The sequence below is a fragment of the Kitasatospora sp. NPDC101155 genome (assembly GCF_044768305.1).
Classification (GTDB): Bacteria; Actinomycetota; Actinomycetes; order Streptomycetales; family Streptomycetaceae; genus Kitasatospora.
On the sequence record NZ_JBIWPN010000007.1, the window covers coordinates 158,083 to 173,009 of the forward strand.

Below are 14,927 nucleotides of genomic sequence, written 5' to 3' on the forward strand. Positions count from 1 at the left end.
CGTCAGCGGGCCCCGACAGGAACCCCAAACCCGCCCGGTCGCGCTACCCGGCATGGCAATCCCCCCTGCTCCGCTCCCCCGCGACCCTCGTGCGGACCCTGCCGCGACGGCCGTGGTGGACGGCGCAAATCCGTGACGAACCGAACGCCCGGACGGCGAACGCGGAACAGTCTTCACGGCGCGTCACCCTCTCGCAACCCCCGGCGATTGAACGGAAAGCAACTCTCCAAGAAAGCGGAAGGGCAAAATCGCAGGTGCGCCTCCATTACTCCGCCGTAGCACCTGATGACGGATGCGGCTCTTTTGGCCGAAACCGTAACGGTCGAATCCGCGCGGCCCGTTCCCTTCCTGCACACGGTCCTCAATCGCCAGCGGAGTCACTCGGGCATTCCCGCGAAACCCGGTTCTCCCTCGGCTCACACCCGTCCGTCCGCCGATGTCACGTTCCGCCGCGCCGCCCGGTCCACCTGTCGGGTGCGGCCGTTCCGCACCACGACGAACGCGGAATGAAGGGAGCATCGCCATGAAGGCCGTCATCGTGTGCGTCTCGGTGTCCCACGGCAACACCAGGAGGATCGCCGAGGTCATGGGCCGGGCCCTGGCCGCCCCGGTGATCGAACCCGAAGAGCTGGATCCGGCCGAACTCGCCGCCTATGATCTGGTCGGCTTCGGCTCCGGGATCTTCACCGGGACGTTCCACCCGCGACTGCGCGGCTTCGTCCGCTCGATCCCGCCGGCGGCACCCCGCCGGGCCTTCGTCTTCGCCACCAGCGGGCTACCCGAACCCCGGTTCCGGCCCTTCACCCGCTCCCTGGTGCGGCTCCTGGAACCGAAGGGCTTCGAGGTGGTCGACACCTTCACGGCGCGCGGGTACGACACCTGGCTCCCGTTCAGGCTCGTCGGCGGCATCAACCGGCACCGGCCGGACGCCGGCGATCTGGCGGCGGCCCGGGTGTTCGCCGAGGGACTGCGGCCCCGGCCCGGCGCGGCGTCCTGACCTCGGCCGGGGCCGGTCACTCGACGGCGCGGAGCGTCCGCGTCCGACGCACCGTCGCCGGCACGGGCCGGCGACGGGTGAGGACCAGCAGCAGGGCGAGCTGGGTCACCGCCCCGACCGCCTGGCCCAGCCACACGCCGTTCACCCCCAGCGGTCCCGCCAGCCCGGCCGACGAGGCGAGTTGGACTCCGAGGCCGAGCGGCACCGAAAGCACCAGCGACCGCCGGCCGCCCGTCGCCTGGTGGAGGCCGCCGAGGGCGACCACCAGGGCGTACGGCAGCAGGGAGAACGCCGCCGTGCGCAGGAAACCGACGGACTGGGCGGCCACCGCCGGGTCGTCGGTGAAGAGCCCGGCCAGCGGAGCGGCGAGGAGGGCGGACAGCACCGCCGCCCCCGCGCCGAGCAGCGCGGCGAGCCGGACGGTGGCGCGCCGCAGGGAGTGCAGGGTCTCGTCGCGGCCGGCGCCGGTGAGGTGCGCGGCCCGGATCGCGGCGGCCTGACGCACGGCGTAGAAGGCCATGGTGACGACGAGCAGCAGCCGGTAGCCGATCCCGTACCCCGCCACCGCCGCCATTCCGAAGCCCGCCGCCAGGCCGAGTTGGGCGGTGCCGACCGCCATCCGGGTGGTGAAGTCCAGGCCGAGGGGCGCACCCGCGCGGACGATCCGCAGCGCCGCCGCCCCGACGCCCCGTACCGCGCCACCGGTCCACGGCCGCACGCGCAACCGCTGCCGCTGCCGCTTCCTCAGCCTCAGCGTGACGGCGAGGGCAACCGCCCGGGAGGCCGCCAGGGCCAGGGCCGCGCCGGTGACACCGAGGGCGGGCAGCGGCCCGGGGCCGAGGATCAGCAGGGGGTCGAGCACCAGCAGCAGGGCGTTGGAGAGCAGGGCGATCCGCATCGGGGTGCGGGTGTCGCCGGTGCCCTTGAAGAGCTCGTCGGCGACGCGCTGGGCGAAGAAGAGGGCGAAGGCCGGGAAGGCGACCGTGAGGTACTCGGCCGCCCGGGCGGCGGCCTCGCCGTCGAGGAGGGCGGCCGCGAGCCGGTCGCGCAGCAGGAAGCCGGGCACCGCGAGGGCGAGGCTGCCGACGAGGCAGAGGCGCCAGGCGGCCCGGGTGGTGCGGGCGGCTTCCTCGTGGTCGCCCGCACCGAGGGCGCGGGAGAGCCGGACGCTGGTGCCGGAGGAGACCACCAGGACGAGTCCGAGCAGCAGGTTCTCGACGGTGCCGGCGAGGGTGACGGCGGCGACAGCGGTCCCGCCGAGGCCGGCCACCCAGAGGGTGCCGATCACCGAGGCGATCACACCGGACAGCAGTTCGACGTAGACCGGTCCCGCCAGTGCGGCCAGTCGGGACAGTTGTCCGCGCATGCCTCTTCCCCCATTCCGTTCCGCCACCCGGTCCACGCCCCCGCCCACTCTCAGGCCCAGACCCAGATCGACGGCTGCCTCGATTCGAGCTATCCCGAACAGAGATACATCGAATCGATGCATCTCGACAAGAGGTAGCATGGCACCGCCACGGGGGCGCACTGCGACGAAAGGGCCTCAACCGTGCTGACCCTCGCGATCCTCGGTTTCCTGTACGACCAGCCACTGCACGGCTACCAGCTCAAGTCCCGGATCACCGGCCTGACCGGCCACGTCCGACCGGTCAGCGACGGCGCGCTCTACCCCGCGATCACCCGGCTGGAGAAGGCCGGGCTGCTGCACCGCCGCACCGAACCGGGCAGCGGCGCCGCGCCGCGCCAGACCCTGGAGCTCACCGAGGAGGGCCGGGCCGAACTGCTACGCCGACTGGCCGACCCCGAGCAGGCCGAGATCACCGACCAGATGCGCTTCTTCGCACTCGCCGCCTTCCTCCACCACCTCGCCGACCCGGCCCGGCAGGCCGCCGTCCTGCGCCGTCGGCTGGCCTTCCTGGAGGCCCCGAGCAGCTTCTTCTACGACGGGGACGGCGAGCCGGTCGCCGCCGAGCGCGAGCCGAACCCGTTCCGACGAGGCATGCTGCTGGTAGCCCGGGCCTCCGGCGCCGCCGAGCGGGCCTGGCTGACCGACACCATCGCCGAGCTGGAACGCTAGAACAGTCCGTACGCGCCCGGCCGAACAGCAGCGCGACGGAGTGGAATTACGCCTTTCCACACCTGGCCCCACCCGGCCCGCGCGTCGCTATGATGACCCGTCTCACGTCCACGGCGCCCCTCCGCGGCGTGACCCACCACCGCGCTCCGCCCGTCTCCTGGAGGCAGCCGTGCCCAGTGAAGTGACCGCAGCCGCCCGTCCCGTGCCGCTGAAGCTGGACGACATCCCCGGCTGGTTCTTCGGTCTGGACCGGGCCGCCTTCGCCCATCTGCTCTCCCAGCAGAGCGAGGCCGGAGTCAAGGGCGACATCCTGGAGCTCGGCAGCTACCTCGGCCGCAGCGCGGTGCTGCTCGGCGACCACCTGCGGCCGGGCGAGCGGCTGACCGTCTGCGACCTGTTCGACTCCGAGGCGGGCGACGACGACAACGCGGCCGAGATGACGATGTCCTACCGCAAGACGCTCACCCGCAGCGCCTTCGAGTCCAACTACCTCGCCTTCCACAGCGAGCTGCCCGAGATCGTCCAGGCGCCCACCTCGGTACTGGCCGACGGCCGGATCCCGGCGGGCAGCTGCCGGTTCGTCCATGTGGACGCCTCTCACCTGTACGAGCACGTCGCCGGGGACATCACCGTGGCGAAGGCCGCCCTCGCCGAGGACGGCCTGATCGCCCTGGACGACTACCGCTCCGAGCACACCCCGGGCGTCTCGGCGGCGGTCTGGGAGGCGGTCTTCACCGGCGGCCTGCGCCCGGTGCTGCTCACCCCGATGAAGTTCTACGGCACGTGGGGCGACGCCGCGGCCGCCCGGCAGGTCCTGCTGGAGCGCGACTGGCGGGCCGAGGGCTACACCACGGACGAGGACACCATCGCCGGACAGCGCGTCCTGCGGCTCAACTACCAGGTCAAGACACCCGCGACGGTCCAGCGCTCCACCTCGCGCCGGCTCGCGCTGGACCTGCTGCCCCCGGTCGCCACCCGCGCGACCCGCCGGGTGCTGCGGACACTGCGCGAGCGCCGCGCCGTCCGGCCGACACCGAACGCCTGAGGCTCAGCGGGCGGCCACCACCGCCGTCCGGGGCACCAGGGCGTAGGCCAGCACCGCGCCCAGCATCCCGACGGCGGCGGCCGCGAGCAGCACCCGGTTCAGCCCGTCGACCGGCACGGCGCCGCCCCCTTGGAACAACACGCCGAAGGCCGCGACCCCGAGGGTCTGCCCCAGCTGGCGGAAGGTGGTCATGGCCCCGGCGGCCATGCCCGCCCGCTCCGGGGGCAGCGCCGCGAACACGGCGGCGCCCGTCGCCGGGCCCGTCAGCCCCACGCCGATGCCCGTCAGCACCAGTCCGCACGCCGGCGACCAGGCCGAGGAGTGCCCGTCCAGACCCGCCTGCGCCGCGCACCCCAGCCCGCTCAGCAGCAGCCCGGTGCCGAGCACGGCCCGCGGCGACCTGCCGTGCAGCCGACGCCCGCTGACCAGCGAGGCGGCGAAGGAGGCCAGCGCGAGCGGCATCAGCGCGAGCCCGGCCCGCACCGGCCCGAGGCCGAGGCCCTCCTGCAGCCACACCGAGGTATAGACCAAGGCCGAGAAGGCGGCCGTCGCGGCGAGCACGCACGCCATCGCGGCCGAGAAGAACGGCCTCGCGAACAGCCTCAGGTCCAACAGGGGTGCGGCGCTGCGCAGTTCGATCCGGCCGAAGGCGGCCAGCGCGAGCCCGGAGAGGGCCAGCAGGCCGAGCACGGTCGGCGACGTCCAGCGCCGCACCCCCGCCAGGGACAGCGCGTAGGTCAGCGCGCCGGCGGCCAGCGCGAACGCGGCCGTCCCGGGGACATCGACGCGGGCCGTGCCCGCGCCCCGCAGCCCGGCGGGCAGGCCCCGCAGCGCCAGCACCACGGTGAGCGCGACGAGCGGCAGGTTGAGGAGGAACACCGCCCGCCAGCCGAGGTACTGGGTGAGGACGCCGCCGACCACCGGGCCGAGCGCCGCCGCCAGCCCGGTCACCGCGCCGAAGACGCCCATCGCCCGCCCCAGGTCCGGCCCCCGGTAGACCGAGCCGATCAGCGCGAAGGCGGTCACGGCCATCGCCGCGCCGCCGACGCCCTGCAGCGCGCGAGCGGCGACCAGCGCCCCCACACCCGGCGCCAGCCCGCAGACCAGCGAGGCGCATCCGAACACCGCGAGACCCGCGGCGTAGACCGCGCGTGCCCCGAGGCGGTCCACCAGGGCGCCCATGGGGAGCATCAGGACGGCCAGCACCAGCGTGTAACCGTCGACCACCCACTGCAGTTCGGACAGCGGGGCCGACAGCGCCGCCCCGATCCCGGGCAGGGCGACGGACAGGACCGTGGTGTCGAGCAGGAACAGGAACGTGCCGAGACAGACGGCCGTCAGGGGCCACCAGGTGCGCATGAGGCTTCCTCCGTGGAGCTTCGTCGTGGACGCCCACACCGTCCCGAGCGCGGCCCCGCGCCCACCAGCCAGGCCCGCCACGGCGGCGGATACTGGCACACTGACGGCCCATGAAGACGGATACCGTCACCCTTGACGCGATCGACCACGGCCTGGTGCACGCCCTGCAGATCGACGGCCGAGCCCCGCTGCGCCTGATCGGTGAGGCCCTCGGCGTCTCCGAGAGCACCGTCGCCCGCCGCTACCGGCGGCTGCGCGGCGCCGGGATCCTCCGGGTCGTGGGCACCCTGAACGGCGCCCTGCTCGGCTACCAGGCCTGGACGATCCGCCTGCGGTGCACCCCGGACTCGGCGGGCGCCATCGCGAGAGCCCTCGCCGCCCGCCCCGACACCTCGTTCCTCCACCTGCTCTCCGGCGGCACCGAGATCTCCTGCAGCGTCCAGACCCGCACCGCCGACGACAGCGGGGAACTGCTGCTGCACAGGCTCCCCCGCACCGGCCGGGTCACCTCCGTCTCGGCGCACCTCCTGCTCGGCAGCCACGTCCTGCCCAACAGCTGGGCCGGCCCGGCCCGCCTCACGCCCGATCAGGCCGCACTGCTCGCCCCACCGCCGGTGGAGCCCGCCGAGGTCCCCCTGGAGTCCGGTGACCGCGTGCTCCTCGACCTGCTCTCCCGGGACGGACGGGCCGGTCACACCGAACTCGCCGCGGCGACCGGCTGGTCGGAGTCGACCGTGCGGCGGCGGCTCGCCCTGCTGCGCCGGTCCGGCGTGCTGGTTCTCCTCGTCGACATCCCGCCGGCCGCCCTCGGTTTCCGCGCCGAGGCCCGGCTGTGGATGTCCGTACGACCCTCCCGGCTCGGCGCGGTGGCCGCCGCGATGGCCGGGCACCCGGAGGTGTCGCTGGTGGCCCACACCACGGGGCCGACCAACCTGCTCGCGGCCGTCAACTGCCGGGACTCGCTGGACCTCGCGCGCTACCTGACCGGCCCGGTCGCGGCGCTGGACGCGATCCAGAGCATCGAGACGGCCCCGGTCATCCGCACGGTGAAGCGGGCCGGGGCGCTGCTTCCGATCTCATGAACACATCGTCGATGACCGCTTTCACCTTCACGAGGGAATTTTCTTTAAAGGGCGCCCACCCTGACAGCACGGCAACCGTCGGCCACGCTCACCGGTCCGGGCGCGCCGCCAGCGCCCGGATGATCCTCCGGCGGAGGTTGGTCGAGGCACCGGGCAGATGACCGAGCCAGTTCAGCCGCTCGATCGACAGCTCGGGCCGCCGGGCCAGCTCCACCACCGCCCCGTACGGGCGGTCGCCTTCCCGCAGGCGCACGGCCACCAGGTCGACCAGCCCGTCCAGCGCCTCACCGGTGAGCGCGGGGTGGGCGGCGATCAGCTGGAGCAGGTAGTTGTCGTTCCAGGTGGTGTTGCGCCGACGGGACAGCGAGGACAGCAGGTCGGTGGGCGCGGCGGCGTTCCGGGCGATCACCTGCCAGACGAACGGGTACTCGCCCCGGGCCAGTTGGCGCAGGACGTACGGGTTCGTGGTCCGCTCGGCCAGTTCCCGGTAGTCCCCGCCGTGGTGCAGGTGCTCGAGTGCCTCGACGTCGTCCATCCCGCTGATCTCCCCTGAGCCGTCCATGTCGGCGCGCCACGCTAACAGGCGGGCGCTCCACCGTCAGGCCCGGGCGGCGGGGGTGCTGAGCGCGGTGTCCGGCAGGACGGGCAGCGGTCCCGCCGGCGGCAGGGTCCAGGCGTCCGGGTCGGGGGCGAACGGTCCGGTACGGTCCCGGAGTTGGGCGAGGGCGCGGTCGCGGGCCCGGTCCACCTGTCGGTGGGTGGCCTCGTCGACCACGCCGAGGCGCCGGGCCTCGGCGTACTCGTCCTCGTCCTTCCAGGTGTGCGAGGAGAGGTCGGGGGTGACCACCAGGTCCAGGAAGAGGTCAAAGGTGTCGATGCCGATGGCCGTCCGTCGGCACGGCAGCTCGAAGTTGACGTACCAGCGCAGCGGGCGGCCCTCGGGGCTGAGGAAGCGGTGCACGCTGAACGGTTCCCCGGCGGTGAAGCGGCTGATCACCACCGTGTCGCGCCAGGTCCAGTGGTCGAGCTCCCAGCGGCCGGCGGCGAGGTCGTCGATGCCGCGTTTGCGCGCGGCGACGCCTCCCCCGCGCCGCGAGGAGGTCCAGCTCGTGGGGGCCAGGCTCTCGACGCCGGGGCGGGCGGTCAGGGTCAGGGTGACGTCATCGTCCGCGAGGACGGTGTACGGCATGGCCGTCCAGATCCGGCCGCCCACCACGTCCCGGCGGACGGCGGTACTGCCCGGCACGAACAAGGGGCGGGGGCCGGTCGTCATCGGACGTAGTACGCGCGGTTGTGGGCGGCGACCGGCGGGGACTTGTAGGTCCAGACTCCGGCGGCCGGGGCGTCGGCGATCAGCAGGGCCAGGTCGCGGGCGGACTCCTCCGCGGGGTTGCCGAGATCGAGCCGGACCCGGTCGGCGGTGCGGTCGTCCAGGGCGTAGTAGCGGTACGGCTGTTGACTTCCTCTCCCGGCTGGCCGGGAGACCCCAACGTCGCGCTGGCGCGCGTTGTTGGTGGTTGACGCTTCATCGCCATCGTTGAGAGGGACAGGGCGAGCGGGACGGCGATGCCCCGGTCGATGCCAACGATCCGGCCGGCGGACTTCGGCTGGACGTCGTCCACCAGGATTTCGGCGCGGAAGACGATGTGCCAGCCGTGGGCCTCTTTCACCAGCCGAGCACCGGTCACGCGACCAGCGGGACCGTTCCTGGTGACGCCGGGCAGGTCCTTGGTCCAGCGGAACCGGACCAGGCCGAGCTTGGGTATCCGGCACTGGCCCCAGCGGCGGCTGACCCGCTTGATGTGCAAGTCCCTCCCCTGCGGCACGTCCACGGAGATCCGCGCGCGGATGCGGGACTTGAAGTTCGGTGCGTCGGCGCGGCCTTCCCAGCAGTTGATCCACGCCCGGTGGCACTGCTTCAAGACCTGCTGTGCGGCCTGCGCGGGGAGCGCGGCGAGCCACGGCACATCCTTGCGGGCCTGCCGAATGTACTGATCGGCCAGCGCGAGAGACGCGCACCGCAGCGGGCACTTCCCGGCCATCGTCCACCAGTCATGCAGCAAATTCCACATCGCCCGCGCGGCACGGCCCTGGTCGTCCAGGGCCATGACCTGCTCAGGCGTCAGGTCAAGCAAGGCCTTGTGTCCACGCTGACGCTTCATCAGTTCACCTTCTCACGCCCGGTTCCGACGGGCCGGGCCGAAGCGGAAAGCCTCCAGCCCGCCGGTGGAGCCGGGCCCCCGGTAGGGGCCGACCGGGCGGGGCATCAGCCCCCAGGTGAGCAGCGCGGGGTGGTCCATCAGGTTCCGGCCGACCTGGTCGCTGCGGTTGGCCAGGTCGGACAGGAGCAGCAGCCGGGCGTTCTCGATCGCGTGCGCGGCGAGCACCACGAGGTCCGCCTCCGCCCGGTGGACCGCACCGCCGGCCAGGTACTCGACTCCGGTGGCGCGCCCGGTCGCCGGGTCCGCGAGCACCCGGCTGACCACGGCCTCGGTGCGCAGCTCGACGCCGGGCGCCCAACGGGCCTGGGTGCGCAGCGGGGTGTACTTGGCGCCGGTCGGGCAGACCGGGACGCAGCTGGCACTGCCCGCGCAGAGCGGGCCGGACCCGGACTCCGGCCGGGTCGGCAGGCCGTTGCGGGCGTGCGGGGTGCCGGTGACGGCGAGTCGGGCGGGGTCGGCCATGGCGGGGTCGCGGGCGGTCCGGCCGTCGAGGGCGTCGGCGAGCTGCCGGTCGAGGTGGCTGGCCGGGATGGCCCGCATCGGGAAGGCGTAGCCGTCCGGGAGGGGCAGTCCGACGGCGCTGCGCTGCTCCTCGGCATCGGCCGCGACGCCGAGTTCCCGCTCGGCCTCGCGGTAGTACGGCTCCAGGTCGTGGTAGCCGATCGGCCAGTTGCGGCCGTGGCCGAGGTCGCCGGCGCGGAAGTCCTCGGGGTGCATCCGCGGGGTGAGGCCGGTCCAGAGCAGTCCGGTGCCGCCGTTGGCGCGCAGGTGGCCGCTGGCGTAGGGCAGCGGCCCGTGCTGCCACAGGTGGCCGGTGGCGGTGAAGCCGCCCTCGGGGCGCCCGGTGAGGTCGGTGACGTCGGGTGAGGGCGCGTCGGGGTTGTGCGGGTACGGCGCGGTGGGCGGGCCGCCGCCGGCCGCGCGGTGGGCGGTCGCGGTCTCGGCTGCGGTGGGCGCGGTCCGTCCGGCCTCCAGGACGAGCACCCGCCAGCCCTGTGCGCCGAGGCGGTGGGCGACCAGGCTCACGGATTTGGTTAATAACCCTCAGTGATTCTACGATCACAGCGTGGAACTTCTTCGGCTATCAAAGGCCGCGAATCGCTTGGGTGTTCATCCGGTGACGCTTCGGTTGTGGGCGGATTCGGGGAGGATCCCGGTGACGTGGGTCGGGCGTGAGCGCCGGTTCTCCTCGGTTGATGTGGAGGCGATGAAGGTCACCGCCGGCGGCGGTGACCGGGTTCGCTTGGAGGGCCTGTACGTTCGCGTCTCGGGCGCGACCGGGCAGGAGTCTTCGCTGGAAGCGCAGGAGAGCGAGCTGCGGGCCGCTGCCACGGGCGAGGTGGTGAAGGTGTTCAAGGACCGGGGCTCTGGCCTGCGGGAGGATCGGCCCGGTCTGAACAAGCTGCTCGCGGCAGTGGCGGACGGGTCGGTGACGGTGGTTCGGGTGACGCACGAGGACCGGCTGGCCCGGTTCGGTGTCGGCTGGCTCAGGCGCCTGTGCGCTGTCCACGGCGCCACTGTGGAGGTGCTGCACCCGAAGAAGACCGGCGGACGGCAGGAACTCCTGGAGGACTTCATCTCCCTGGTGACCACATTCGCGGGCCGGTTGTACGGGATGCGGTCGGCGGATGCGCGGCGCAGGTTGCTGGCGGAGTCCGGGCAGTGCCCGCAGCCGCAGGACGCCGGGTGAGCCGGAAACTGCCGCTCGGTGAGGGTGAGACCTCGCGCACCGCGTGCGCCCGCACCCCGATCCGCCTGGGCGTGGAGGAGAAGACCGGCGAGATCATCCCCGCTCCCGCGCTGGCGGAGCGGATCGGCTGGTGCCTGGACCTGGTATCCGGCATGGCCGGCCGGTTGATCGCCGAGCACTGGAACACGGCGGACATGAACACCTTGGCGTCCGGGCAGGACGCCGGGGGCCGCAAGCTGCCGTCGAACGCCTGGATGGCGCTGCGCCGTCTCGGCTGGACCGCGGCCGCCCCGGCGAAGGTGAATGACCGGATCGTGCGCATGGCCCAGGAACAGGCCGGACGCGCCCTGTGGTCGGTGAAGTGGCGCGCTGACGTGGTGTCCGGTGCCCTGGCGGCGTGGCCGGTCGGTGATCCGAAGAAGCTCACCGCGCACGAGTGGGAAGCACTGCGGGCGGCGATACCGGGCGGGCAGCACCTGCCGTCCAGCGTGATCCGCTCCCGCACCCGGCAGATCGCCGCGTTCGAGCGCAAGAACGGCCGGCTTCCGGCGGATGTGTTCGAGCTGGAACCCGCGCCCCGTGTGGCCCGGATGCTGCTGCTCGCCGCCTGCGACGGCCAGCAGGCCACCATCGAACGCTCCGAGACGGACCCGGCGAAGGCGCTCCTGCGATTGCAACTGCCCGCCCGGCCCGACCCGCAGACGTACCAGGACTGGACATGGGTGGCCTGCCCCATCGCGCTGCCGCCCACGATCCCGGCGAACGCCGTACTCCACCTGCCCACGTTGCGCACCGTCGACGGGAAGGTCCGGGCCGATCTCGCCCACACCCACCCCGTCCCCAAGGCCCAGCGCACCGGCCACACCGTGGCCTTGGGCGTGGACTGGGGCCTGAACACCCTGCTCACCGCCGGCGCGACCCGGCTCCACGCCGACGGGACGATCACCACACTCGGTTCCGGCGCCCAGTTCCGGGCCGCCGGCGTGCTGGCCAAGCACGACCGCCTGCGGCGGACCTCCGAGCGGCTCCACGCCAAGACCGACCAGTACGGGCGCCTGGCCGATCCCGCCCTGGAGCCGAAGACAGCCGTGCTGACGCAGGAGATCCGGCACGTCTCAGACCGCCGAGCCAACCTCAACGACGCCCTGGCCTGGAGCGCGGCCCGCTGGAGCGTGGATCAAGCCATCGCCACCGGGGCAAGCGTGATCTACCTGGAAGACCTGCGGTCGATGGAAGCAGGCCACATGGGCCGCACCCACAACACCCGCCTCTCCCAAACCGTGCGCGGCAAAATCGCCGACCGCATGCGACACCTCGCCGCCAAAACCGGCATCGCCGTAGTCACCGTGCCGCCACGCAACACCTCCAAACACTGCCCCCACTGCCTCACCCCGCTGCGCCACCGCAAAGCCCCCGACCGGCCCACCACTTCCGGCTGGAAGTGGGCGATCTGCCCCAACCCGCAATGCCGATGGCAGGGCGACCGCGACCACGGGGCCTGGCGCAGGATCGCCGCACGCGGCCTCGCCCACCAGGCCAAGACCGTCACCGACCGCGCCACCGGCGCCATGACGATCCGCACCGTCGTGGACGCGATGGAGACCAAGGCCGTCATCACGGCCACCCCCAAGACCAGCCGGACGGACCGGTCGAAGACCGGCCCCACCCAGCCGCGAACCAACCGCCTCACGCCCAGGCGACGTGAGGTCCCCTCCCCGGCCCGGCCCACCGGCCGTGCCGGCCAGCGTCCGGAGGGACACGCACCAACGGACCGGACCCGGCTGCCCCGCGCAGCCCACCGGCACCAGAGCGTGACCACGATCAGCACACCCACCACCGGCCACCGGCCACGAGGAGCAGCGCTGGGCGCAGGCTTCCACCTGCACACCCACGCCACCCCTCCACGATGGGAAACGATCCAACCGATCCCGCAACCGCAGGATCACACAGGATCACTCAGCTGATCAGAGACGCTTCCGGCGAAGCCCGCGCCGACGACGACGGCGTCCCAGCGCGCGGTCACCGCTCCTCGCCTCCTCGGGGCGCCTCGGCCCAGCTGCCGTGGCCGGGGGCGGCGGCACCGGGCGCGCCGGCGTGGAAGGTCCGCCAGAGCAGGCCCTGGTCGTGGGCCCGGGCGGAGCTGGGGGCCTCTCCCGGCCAGGCGCCGACGTACCAGAGGTGGACGAGGGCGTGCTCGTCGCGGACCCGGTGGGCCAGGACGGTGCGGTGGTGCTCGTGCGCCATGCCGGTGGCGCGCAGCTCGGGCACGTCGAAGCCGGTCAGCTCGGCGCAAACGCGCAGGAACTCCTCGAAGTCGGCCAGTTCGTCGACCTCGGCGTACTCCCCGATCCCGTCCGGGTCGGTCTCGGACCGGCCGGTCGCGTACGCGCGGGCCTGGCGGGAGTCGGTGGCGTACGACTCGGTGGCGTACGACTCGGCCTCGTACGGGTCGTCATCAACGGTGCGATCGTCGGACACGGACACGCGGGCACCCCCACGATCGTCAGCGGATGGCCAAGACATGACAGACACGCGTCGATGCCGACACGATCCGTCCCGTTCAGCGAGATTCTGCCGCCCGGGCGGACGACCGGGAACCGCTTGATCGAAGGTGCCCGATCTTGGCCTCGTCCTGATCGATCAGCGCTCCTCCATGGCCGAAGTCGGAACGCTTCCGCTCAGCCCAGCGCCCGCACCGCCTCCAACACGTCCAGCCCGAGCCCCGGGTCCGCGTCCTCCGGCAGGTTGACGGACAGCCGGGTGACCAGCCCCGTGTAGCGGCGGTGGATCTCCCGCGCGGCCTCCTCCACCGAGCCGGACACCGCGAAGGTGTCGAACACCTCGTCGTCGATCAGCGCGGCCATCTCCGCCCAGCGCCCGCGCACCGAGTGGGTGTGCAGTTCCTCCTGCAGCCCCTCCCAGCCGTGCTGCTCCAGCACCGGACGGTAGGCAGGGGTGGAGGCGTAGAAGGCGAGCCGCTCGCGCACCCCGGCCCGGTTCGCGGCGAGCTCCTCCTCGGTGCGGCCGGTGGCGGTGAGCACGTTGCCGACGATCTCGAACGGCCGCCCCGTCCACGCGGCGCCCTCCGCCTCGGCCCGCTCTCGCTCCTCGGTCAGGCCGGGCAGCACCTGCTCGGCCAGGTAGGCGGTCGAGGAGAACGGGTGGCTGAGGAAGCCGTCGGCCACCGCCCCCGCGGTGCGGGTCATCAGCGGCCCGACGCCCGCCAGCAGGATCCGGGGCACCCCGGCCGGGACCGGGTCCGGCGAGAACACCGGCGTCATCACCGTGTGGGTGTAGAACTCGCCGCGGAAGCGCAGCCGTTCACCGGTCTGCCAGCTGTGCCAGATCGCCCGCACCGCCTGCACGTACTCGCGCATCCGGGCGGCCGGACGGTCCCAGGGCATCCCGAAGCGCTTCTCGATGTGCGGCTTGACCTGCGAGCCGAGCCCGATCACGGCCCGCCCGCCGGAGGCCGCGTGCAGCCCCCAGGCCTGGTACGCCAGCGTCATCGGGGTACGGGCGAAGGCCACCGCGATACCGGTGGCCAGTTCGATCGACTCGGTGCGGTCGGCGGCCCGGGCGAGCTGGAGGAACGGGTCGTACGCCGTCTCGGCGACCACCAGCCGGTCCATGCCCCGGCGTTCGGCCTGCTCGGCGGCGTCGAGGATGCCCGCCGGATGCCCGGAGGCGGTGGCGTCGAGACGGAGGGCGGCGGGTCGGTCCATGGCGGTGCTCCTGGTCGCGGGCTACGGTGCTTCCCGGCTAGCCTGCCACGCCGTCAGCGCCGCTCCGACCCGCCTCGACCGCCGCCCCGACCGTGAACAGCCGGTCCAGGTGCCGGTCGACGGCGGCGAGCACGGCGGGCGGCTCGATCACGTTCAGCTCCAACAGCGTGGTGAACCCGGTCAGCGCGAGCAGCAGGTCCGTCTCCACCACCGGGTCGCGGTCCCCCGCGATCAGCCCGTCGGCGATCGCCTGCCGGACCACCTGCTCCACCATGCCCCGTCCCTGCAGCAGGCCGGCGCGAGCCCGCGCGTGGACGCCCTCGTCGTGCAGCGCCTCCAGCACGTAGGCGGCGCTCATCCGGCTGGTCACCCGGGAGTCCGCGCGCAGTGGCAGCAGCTCGACCAGCATCGCCCTCAGCACCGCGCGCGGATGCGGCCGCTCGCCGAGCTCCGCCAGCGCCCGGCCGACCCGCAGCGCGCTCTGCTCGCCGGCCAGGTCCCCCGCGAAGGCGAGCAGATCGGCCCGGGAGCCGAAGTAGTGCTGCAGCTGCCCGAGCGAGATGCCCGCCTCCTGGGCGACCTCGCGCAGCGTCAGGTGCGTGGCGCCGCGCTGCTCCACCACCCGCCACAGCGCCCGGGCGATCGTCTCGCGGCGCTCCTGGTGGTCGACCTGCTTGGGCATGGCCTTCGCCCTCCGAGCTCTTTCCGATCTTTCCAATACGCTTGACAT

15 protein-coding genes are annotated in these 14,927 nt (G+C 73.2%); 6 read left to right on the top strand and 9 right to left on the bottom strand.

What is annotated here, in order from left to right:
• The first annotated feature begins 523 nt into the window (after window positions 1-523).
• Window positions 524-997, top strand: coding sequence for a flavodoxin family protein (locus tag ACIRYZ_RS13155; protein WP_402942970.1), 474 nt, complete (start codon window positions 524-526; stop codon window positions 995-997).
• 16 nt (window positions 998-1,013) lie between these two features.
• Here ACIRYZ_RS13155 and ACIRYZ_RS13160 read toward each other — a convergent pair whose 3' ends face one another.
• On the bottom strand, window positions 1,014-2,363 hold the full coding sequence (locus ACIRYZ_RS13160) for an MATE family efflux transporter (protein ID WP_402942973.1): 1,350 nt from the start codon (window positions 2,361-2,363) through the stop codon (window positions 1,014-1,016).
• A 183-nt stretch (window positions 2,364-2,546) separates the two neighbouring features.
• Here ACIRYZ_RS13160 and ACIRYZ_RS13165 point away from each other — a divergent pair, with 183 nt between their 5' ends.
• Window positions 2,547-3,074, top strand: a complete 528-nt coding sequence (locus ACIRYZ_RS13165; protein ID WP_387616694.1) for a PadR family transcriptional regulator — start codon at window positions 2,547-2,549, stop codon at window positions 3,072-3,074.
• A gap of 169 nt (window positions 3,075-3,243) precedes the next feature.
• On the top strand, window positions 3,244-4,119 hold the full coding sequence (locus ACIRYZ_RS13170) for a class I SAM-dependent methyltransferase (protein ID WP_402942977.1): 876 nt from the start codon (window positions 3,244-3,246) through the stop codon (window positions 4,117-4,119).
• Between the two features lie 3 nt (window positions 4,120-4,122).
• Here ACIRYZ_RS13170 and ACIRYZ_RS13175 read toward each other — a convergent pair whose 3' ends face one another.
• On the bottom strand, window positions 4,123-5,478 hold the full coding sequence (locus tag ACIRYZ_RS13175; RefSeq protein WP_402942980.1) for an MFS transporter: 1,356 nt from the start codon (window positions 5,476-5,478) through the stop codon (window positions 4,123-4,125).
• A 110-nt stretch (window positions 5,479-5,588) separates the two neighbouring features.
• Between ACIRYZ_RS13175 and ACIRYZ_RS13180 the strand changes: the two genes are divergently transcribed.
• Window positions 5,589-6,560 carry an Lrp/AsnC family transcriptional regulator gene (locus ACIRYZ_RS13180; RefSeq protein ID WP_402942983.1) on the top strand — a complete coding sequence of 324 codons (972 nt, stop codon included), beginning with the start codon at window positions 5,589-5,591 and terminating at the stop codon, window positions 6,558-6,560.
• An 88-nt stretch (window positions 6,561-6,648) separates the two neighbouring features.
• Here ACIRYZ_RS13180 and ACIRYZ_RS13185 read toward each other — a convergent pair whose 3' ends face one another.
• The 4 genes from ACIRYZ_RS13185 to ACIRYZ_RS13200 form a co-directional block, all read right to left on the bottom strand.
• Entirely contained in the window at window positions 6,649-7,122 is a 474-nt protein-coding gene (locus ACIRYZ_RS13185; RefSeq protein ID WP_402942986.1) for a hypothetical protein, read from the bottom strand.
• Between the two features lie 36 nt (window positions 7,123-7,158).
• Window positions 7,159-7,833, bottom strand: a complete 675-nt coding sequence (locus ACIRYZ_RS13190; RefSeq protein ID WP_402942989.1) for a DUF402 domain-containing protein — start codon at window positions 7,831-7,833, stop codon at window positions 7,159-7,161.
• 79 nt (window positions 7,834-7,912) lie between these two features.
• Window positions 7,913-8,722, bottom strand: coding sequence for a hypothetical protein (locus tag ACIRYZ_RS13195; RefSeq protein ID WP_402942992.1), 810 nt, complete (start codon window positions 8,720-8,722; stop codon window positions 7,913-7,915).
• A gap of 12 nt (window positions 8,723-8,734) precedes the next feature.
• Entirely contained in the window at window positions 8,735-9,808 is a 1,074-nt protein-coding gene (locus tag ACIRYZ_RS13200; protein ID WP_402942994.1) for a GMC family oxidoreductase N-terminal domain-containing protein, read from the bottom strand.
• 40 nt (window positions 9,809-9,848) lie between these two features.
• Here ACIRYZ_RS13200 and ACIRYZ_RS13205 point away from each other — a divergent pair, with 40 nt between their 5' ends.
• Window positions 9,849-10,472, top strand: coding sequence for an IS607 family transposase (locus ACIRYZ_RS13205; protein ID WP_402942995.1), 624 nt, complete (start codon window positions 9,849-9,851; stop codon window positions 10,470-10,472).
• The gene (locus ACIRYZ_RS13210) at window positions 10,469-12,436 is read left to right on the top strand and encodes a zinc ribbon domain-containing protein (protein WP_402942997.1); all 1,968 of its coding nucleotides are present in this window, start codon (window positions 10,469-10,471) and stop codon (window positions 12,434-12,436) included. Before ACIRYZ_RS13205 ends, ACIRYZ_RS13210 begins: the two co-directional genes overlap by 4 nt.
• A 55-nt stretch (window positions 12,437-12,491) precedes the next feature.
• Here the strand turns inward: ACIRYZ_RS13210 and ACIRYZ_RS13215 are convergent, their stop codons facing one another.
• The 3 genes from ACIRYZ_RS13215 to ACIRYZ_RS13225 form a co-directional block, all read right to left on the bottom strand.
• A complete protein-coding gene (locus ACIRYZ_RS13215; protein ID WP_402942999.1) occupies window positions 12,492-12,950 on the bottom strand; it encodes a hypothetical protein in 459 nt (152 codons plus the stop codon).
• A gap of 200 nt (window positions 12,951-13,150) precedes the next feature.
• Complete coding sequence (locus tag ACIRYZ_RS13220) at window positions 13,151-14,197, bottom strand: TIGR03617 family F420-dependent LLM class oxidoreductase (protein ID WP_402943002.1); 1,047 nt, start codon at window positions 14,195-14,197, stop codon at window positions 13,151-13,153.
• A gap of 37 nt (window positions 14,198-14,234) precedes the next feature.
• Entirely contained in the window at window positions 14,235-14,879 is a 645-nt protein-coding gene (locus tag ACIRYZ_RS13225) for a TetR/AcrR family transcriptional regulator (RefSeq protein WP_402943003.1), read from the bottom strand.
• Between the last annotated feature and the right edge of the window lie 48 nt (window positions 14,880-14,927).